The following is a 6,598-nucleotide window of genomic DNA, read 5'->3' as shown; positions in this document are numbered from 1 at the left end:
TAACTGATTTAGGAAAAACAGCAACTTATTTAATTGAAGAGATTAGAAAAGCAAAAGCTGAAAAATAAACCTTAAAAGTTACCACTTTAAAGCAAAGGATAGAAAATATCCTTTGCTTTTTTAAATAAGATATGGGGGTATGAAAATTGGATAATACAGTTAAAAATAAACAATTTAATCTTTTTGAAAAATTCACTCAACTTTGCGTTACTATAATGCAAAAGTATCTTCCTGATGCTTTCCTTTTTGCAGCAATCCTTACTTTTATTGTTTTTATTGCTGCAACTATAATGACTAAACAATCACCTTTTCAAATAGCTATGCATTGGGGTAATGGTGTTTGGTCTCTTTTAGCTTTCTCTATGCAAATGGTAATGGTTCTTGTAACAGGACATACTTTAGCAACTGCTCCTTTTTTTAAAAGAATCTTAGATAAGCTTTCTAATCTTCCAAAATCTCCTATTCAAGCTATTATCTATGTTACTTTTGTATCTGGAGTAGCTTGTATTTTAAACTGGGGGTTTGGACTTGTTATTGGAGCAATCTATGCTAAAGAGATTGCAAAGAAAATCAAAGGTGTCGACTATCGTCTTCTTATTGCTTCTGCTTACTCTGGTTTCTTGTTATGGCATGGAGGAATTTCTGGATCTATTCCTCTTACTTTAGCTTCTGGAAACCTTTCAAAAGCTACTGCTGGAGCTTTAGATAAAGGAATTAGTACATCTCAAACTCTATTTTCATCATATAATTTAATCATCCTTTTTGCTTTATTATTTACGCTTCCTTTATTAAATGCTGCCATGCACCCTAAAAATAAAGAGGATGTTTTTCAAGTTGACCCTGCATTATTAGAAGATGATGTGCAACCAGTTACTTTTGATAAAGCTGAGATGACTCCTGCTGACAAAATTGAAAATAGTCCAGTTGTTAACATTTTAATTGGTATTCTTGGATATACATATATAATTGGATATTTCCTTCAAAAGGGATTTGATTTGAATCTTAACATTGTAAATATGATTTTTTTAGTTACTGCTATAGTTGCTCATAAAACTCCTAAAAATCTTCTTTTAGCTTTTGGAAATGCTTGTAAAGGAGCTGCTGGAATTATACTACAATTTCCTTTTTATGCTGGAATAATGGGAATGATGGTTGGACAAAACAGTGATGGAGCTTCTTTAGCAGGTATAATATCACAAAGTTTTATCAGTTCATCCACTGCTCTTTCATTTCCAAGCTTAACTTTCTTAAGTGCTGGAATTGTAAATTTCTTTGTTCCATCTGGTGGTGGGCAATGGGCTGTTCAGGCTCCTATTATGATGCCAGCAAGTGTAGAACTTGGGGTTTCAACAGCAAGAACTGGTATGGCTATCGCTTGGGGAGATGCTTGGACTAATATGATTCAACCCTTCTGGGCTTTGCCTGCCTTAGGTATTGCTAAATTAGGTGCAAAAGATATTATGGGATATGGAGTAATTATTACAATTTACTCTGGTATTGTTATTATGTTGGGATTAACTTTCCTATAAAAAAAGGTTGCTCTTTAGCAACCTTTTTTATATCTTATTAATTTTCTCTATAAACAAAAAGACCTGTTAAAGTTAATGCCACTGATACTGCCATATATGTTGGATTTGATATAGCTGCATAAATAAATATTGATGCTCCACCTATTAATGCAAGTATTGGCACAACTGGATAAAATGGAACTCTATATGGTCTTTCTAAATTTGGTTCGTTTTTTCTTAAAATAAATAATCCTAAAAATACTAAACAGTAGAATAACCAGAACAATGCTACTGGAATATCTCCAAATACATCTGGATTTCCTGTTATAATCATAGCTATTAAGAAGAAAACTGATAATAGATACATAACTACTGAAGAGTTTATAGGTTGTTTATGTTTATCATCTATTTTAGCAAAAAACTCCTTCTTTGGAAGGTGTCCCTCTATTGCTAAAGTATACGGTATTCTTGTTGATGCTAATATCATACCATTTAGCCCACCAAATGCTGATATCATAATTCCTAAGAATATAAACTTAGCTCCCATTGGTCCAAATAATTTTGTAGCTACTCCAAACATTCCAACTTTTACAATCTCCTCTGCTGTGAATACATTTAATAGTGCTAGGTTTAATGCCACATAAAATATCGCTATAAATCCTAATCCTAATATAATTGCTCTAGGAAGATCTTTTTTTACATTTTTTAAATCTCCTGCAATTGTTCCAACATATATCCATCCATCAAAAGCAAACATAATTGGTACTAATGATAATCCTAATAAAACTAAAGGTGATGAAGATGTAGCTTCTCTTGTAATCTCTGTCATATAAAACATTCCCGATGAATTATCTGCAGATAAAAATCCAAATATAGTTATTAATAATAGTGGTACAATTTTAGCTGCTGTAGCTAGTGTTTGAATTTTTCCACCTACATTTTTTGTAAATATATTTATTGCAAATAGGAAAGATATAGCAACAAATGCTGTTCCTCCTAAAAATATAGTATTACTAGGATCTATATTTAAAAAGTTTCCTGTAAATACTGCAAAATAATATGCAATTAAACCTATTAAAGCTGGAAAATATATTATTAATTGAGCCCATCCAACTAAAAAGGCTATTCTTTTTCCATAAATTTTCTTAATCCATGCAATCATACCACCTGTTTCAGGAATAGCTGCTCCAACTTCTGCTGCAGTAAGACCTGATAATATTGATATAATACCTCCAAGTACCCAAGCTGCAATTGCAATTTTTGGATTCATATTAGCTGCTACTAAAATTTGACCAGCTTTAAAGAAGATTCCAATTCCAATAACAATTCCTACAACCATTGAAAAAGCTACTGAAAAGCCGTATCTTTTTTCTAAATTTTCACTCATTTCTTTTCTCCTTGTTAATGTATTCTACTTTTTTAGTATTTCTTTACTTATTTTAAAGCACTTTTCGATTAAACATTTTATCACAATTCACCTTTCAAAACAAGTATTTTTTATTTCTTGCATAAATGGAAAAAGTGGTATATAATTACTTTTGTAAATAAAAGGGGTGAACAAAATAAAAATGTTAGAAAAGAAAAGAACTAATAATAACTCTATAGTGGATTATTCAGCAAAGTTCTACTTATTTCCGCTACTTTTAATTGGTCTTATATTAAGAAGTTTAGATAATCTATTTATAAAGTTAAAATATCAAAGATAAAAAAGAGAGCTTTCGCTCTCTTTTTTTTATCTTTGATAGATATTAAATCTATCTGTTATTTTCTTTAATTTGTCTAATCTTTCAATACTTTCCTCTTTATTTTGTTTTCCAAATTTTAAAAGTAAAGCATTTAAAATAATTATACCTGGAACAAAAGTATAAGCTTTTCCTCCATTTTTTGTGGTGATTACTAAATCAGATATATTACCTAATACAGAATCTTTTTTATCAGTCATAGTAATTATTCTATTTCCTTGCTCTTTAAAAAACTCAGTTACTTGACAAGTAAAGTTTGTATATGGATGGAATGATATTGTAAATAGTACATCATCCGGGCTTGAATAAAGAAGCTTATCTGTAAAATCAGATGCTCCTGATATCATTAACTCTACATCCTCTCTTAATTCTTTTAACATAAAATATAGATAGTATGCTAGAGCATATGACCCTCTTGCTCCTAATATATATAACTTTCTACTAGTTTTTATCATCTCCATAGCTTTTTCTAATTGCTCTTCTATAGCTACAGTATCTATCTCCTCTAAAAGCTCTATGTTCGTAGTTATGATTTCAGATAATATTCCATCCCCTGACATTGAATCAATCTCTTGTCTGAACTCTTTCATTTGAGAAGTTGATATCTCTACATCTTTTTGGAAAACTCTTTGGAAATCAGGATAACCTTTAAAACCTAAATTTTTTGAAAATCTTGTTATTGTAGCTGGACTTGTTCCTGTCTCTTTAGCTAGCTCATTTATTGAAATAAATGATACTATACTCTGATTATGTTTTATAAAGTCCACAATCTTTTTAAAACTCTTACTATACGTTGAATAATTCTGCTCTAAATTAGCTAATACCGCCTTTTTCATCTCACACCTCTATATACTTATACGTTTGGATTTAATACAAACTCCGTTAAATCATTTACAAAATTCATAGTCTTCTCATTTTTATCGTTTACTGGATTGTATTCTACTATGTCTACTGATGTTATAGAGTAGTTTTTAAATAAGAATCTAAATGTTTTGAACATCTCTTCTGGAGTGAATCCATTTCTAACTGGTGTACTTACTCCTGGAGCAAACTCTGGATCAACTGAATCCACATCAAAACTTATATGGATATTATCAATCTTTAAGTAGTCTCTTATCTCATCTAAAACATTATCTAATCCTTTATGAACAACTTCATCATAAGGAATTACTTTTACTCCTAACTCTTCAATAACGTCTCTTTCTTTTACATCTAAATCTCTAGCTCCTAAAATTACAACATTTTTGCTGTCAATTTTAGCTCCTTCGTAGAAACAATTTACTAAGTCTCTATCTCCAGCTCCTTGTAAAAGTGCTAACGGCATTCCATGAATATTTCCTGACATTGTTGTTTCATCAGTATTCATATCTCCGTGAGCATCAATCCACACTACCCCAACTTCTTTTTCTAACGCTACCCCTGATATTGATCCTAGTGCTATTGAGTGATCTCCTCCAATAGTTATTGGTCTATATCCATCTCTTACTGCTTCGTTTACTGCTGTTGCTAACTTTTCACAAGTATTAAGTATTGTATTTTTATATTTTAATGACCACTCATTGAAATTCTCTCTTTGCTTTTCAATATCTATATAAGTCATCTCACCAAATGTATCTGGGAAGTACTCCTCTAAAACTTCTGGTCCAAATTCAATACCTGCTTTATTTGCTCCTAAGTTCATTGGAACAGCAAACATTTTATTTTTCATTTTTTCAGTATATAAATATACTGCATCTTCTTCATCTATAACTTTAATATATTCTAACTCAGGGTCTTCCATTCCTTGAACGTGAAGCTTTGCTGCCTTTAAGTTTTGAATATATGTGATTATATCTCTTGTAATTCTTTCTCCTGGATAGATTACTGGAATTCCTGGTGGATATGCCATAATCATCTCAGCACAAATTTTTCCTTCGCTTTCTAAGAATTTAATTTTATTATTCTCACTGTAGAAAGCTTCTCTCGGGATTAAGATTGATTCAGGTATAGTTGGCATTTTTCCAACAGATTCTCCTATTTTCTTTCCTTTTCCAAAGAATCTCTTACTGATATCTTTTAAAGCATCAAGTAATTTACCTGTACTTACTTCGTCATCCCCTAATGTAATTAGTCCTAATACATTATAGAAATCTGATAACTCAACTTGGATATTATAATCATCAACAAGTAAAGTTTCTAACTCAAATCCTGTTAATCCTAACTCTCTTGCTGATATAGAAAGTTTTGTTTCATCGAAATCATGTATTCCGTATCTTCCTACAATCTCTTTTCCAAAAGAGAAGATTCCTGGAATTTTATTAACTTCTGCTCTTAAATCTCTTGCTAATTTCAATGTTCTTGTTAATAACTCTCTTCCTTCTGTAGCTATCTGTCTTCTAGCACAATCTAATGATGCCATTAGCGGATATGAAGGTGATGTTGTATGTAGAATACTTAATATCTGTTGTATTCTATTTACATCTACTCTTGTTGAGTTTACATGTAACATTGACATTTGTGTCATTGCTCCAATTATTTTATGAGTACTTTGACAGCAAATATCTGCCCCTGCATCTATTGCTGATATTGGTAACTCTTCATGGAAGTGTAAGTGAGCTCCGTGAGCCTCATCAACTATTAAAGGAATATCATAGCTATGAACTATATCTGCAATCTTTTTGATATCAGTTGCCGCTCCATAGTATGTTGGGTTAATGATTAATACAGCTTTTGTGTCTGGATGCTGCTTAAGCATATTTTCAACAACTTCTGGTCTAACTCCATGAGCTATTCCTAATTCGTCATCTACTTCAGGATTCATATATACTGGAACTGATCCACTTAATATAATTCCACCAGAAACTGATTTGTGCACATTTCTAGGGACTAATATTTTCTCTCCTGGCTTTACAACAGACATAATCATAGCTTGAATCGCTCCTGATGTTCCGTTGACAGCGAAAAAGGTTTTCTTTACTCCATAAGCGTCAGCTGCTAACTCTTGTGCTTCTTTTATACAACTCTTTGGATTGTGTAATCCATCAACCATCTTAAAGATAGTTACATCAATTGAGAAGGGATTAGGTCCCATAAACTCGTAAAACTCTTTATCCATTCCCTTTCCTCTCTTATGCCCTGGAACATGGAAAGGAATTATGTCTCTTTTCGCATATACGTCCTTCAGTGTTGAGAATATAGGTGTTTGATATTGATTTAATTTAGTCATCTTACCTCCTTGTTTAATAAATTTTGTTCTTAAAAATGATATCAAAAAGTTATAAAATAATATATAATTTACATTATTAATTTCTTTTAAAATACGAGATATTGTAGAGCTTTTTGGAAATTAAGTCAACTATTTTTTGAAAG

Annotated in this window: 5 protein-coding genes; 2 read left to right on the top strand and 3 right to left on the bottom strand. The window is 31.3% G+C overall.

What is annotated here, in order from left to right; translation table 11 throughout:
• The first annotated feature begins 146 nt into the window (after window positions 1–146).
• Window positions 147–1,529: a short-chain fatty acid transporter gene (locus HMPREF0202_RS00360; RefSeq protein ID WP_023049624.1), complete on the top strand. Its 1,383-nt coding sequence runs from the start codon at window positions 147–149 to the stop codon at window positions 1,527–1,529.
• Between the two features lie 37 nt (window positions 1,530–1,566).
• Here HMPREF0202_RS00360 and HMPREF0202_RS00355 read toward each other — a convergent pair whose 3' ends face one another.
• Window positions 1,567–2,895 carry an APC family permease gene (locus HMPREF0202_RS00355; protein WP_023049623.1) on the bottom strand — a complete coding sequence of 443 codons (1,329 nt, stop codon included), beginning with the start codon at window positions 2,893–2,895 and terminating at the stop codon, window positions 1,567–1,569.
• Window positions 2,896–3,061: 166 nt separating this feature from the next.
• On the opposite strand from HMPREF0202_RS00355, the gene HMPREF0202_RS15030 reads away from it, so the two are divergent.
• Window positions 3,062–3,214 carry a hypothetical protein gene (locus tag HMPREF0202_RS15030; protein ID WP_211231147.1) on the top strand — a complete coding sequence of 51 codons (153 nt, stop codon included), beginning with the start codon at window positions 3,062–3,064 and terminating at the stop codon, window positions 3,212–3,214.
• Between the two features lie 26 nt (window positions 3,215–3,240).
• On the opposite strand, the gene HMPREF0202_RS00350 is transcribed toward HMPREF0202_RS15030, so the two are convergent.
• Window positions 3,241–4,086, bottom strand: coding sequence for a MurR/RpiR family transcriptional regulator (locus HMPREF0202_RS00350; RefSeq protein WP_023049621.1), 846 nt, complete (start codon window positions 4,084–4,086; stop codon window positions 3,241–3,243).
• Between the two features lie 17 nt (window positions 4,087–4,103).
• Window positions 4,104–6,455 carry an aminotransferase class I/II-fold pyridoxal phosphate-dependent enzyme gene (locus HMPREF0202_RS00345; protein WP_040405904.1) on the bottom strand — a complete coding sequence of 784 codons (2,352 nt, stop codon included), beginning with the start codon at window positions 6,453–6,455 and terminating at the stop codon, window positions 4,104–4,106.
• Between the last annotated feature and the right edge of the window lie 143 nt (window positions 6,456–6,598).

This window comes from Cetobacterium somerae ATCC BAA-474, from assembly GCF_000479045.1.
Classification (GTDB): Bacteria; Fusobacteriota; Fusobacteriia; order Fusobacteriales; family Fusobacteriaceae; genus Cetobacterium_A; species Cetobacterium_A somerae.
Note: the sequence above shows the minus strand (reverse complement) of the source record. Positions and strands in the feature narration are given on the sequence as shown.